This is a genomic window from Bradyrhizobium sp. Kon58 (genome assembly GCF_055807455.1).
The window spans coordinates 1-366 of record NZ_JBVVOT010000219.1; the positions used below are offsets into that span (position 1 = coordinate 1).

Sequence of the window (366 nt, forward strand, 5' to 3'; positions counted from 1 at the left end):
GGTCATGGCGCGCAGGACTTGGCGTCGTGGGGTCTATCGTCTCCGGCAGCCCTTTGCGCGCGGTTTCCAGGAAGCTCGCGACGCGAACCTGGCCGTTGACCGCCACGCGGTCATGCAGATAACCCGACACGCCATCGACTTTTTTCAGCCAATAATTGAACAGCTTCGCCTCACGCACCTCGATACCGTCCGGGGCGTTAGGGGTGTACAGCAGAACCGGGTAATCGGAATGACTGAACAGGTAAACGCCCATGACCCATTCGCCGTCAATCACCAGTCGATGAATCTTATAGTCATTGCGCGCCGCCGCCGTGGTATCACCAAGACTGTCGATAGCGCGTTCCAGCCAGGCCAGGTCGATGCGGG

Annotated in this window: 1 protein-coding gene; it reads right to left on the minus strand. The window is 59.6% G+C overall.

The features are described 5' to 3' along the window. A partial coding sequence (locus AC0L20_RS40195; RefSeq protein WP_473295700.1) for a hypothetical protein occupies window positions 1-366 on the minus strand: 366 nt, incomplete at both ends.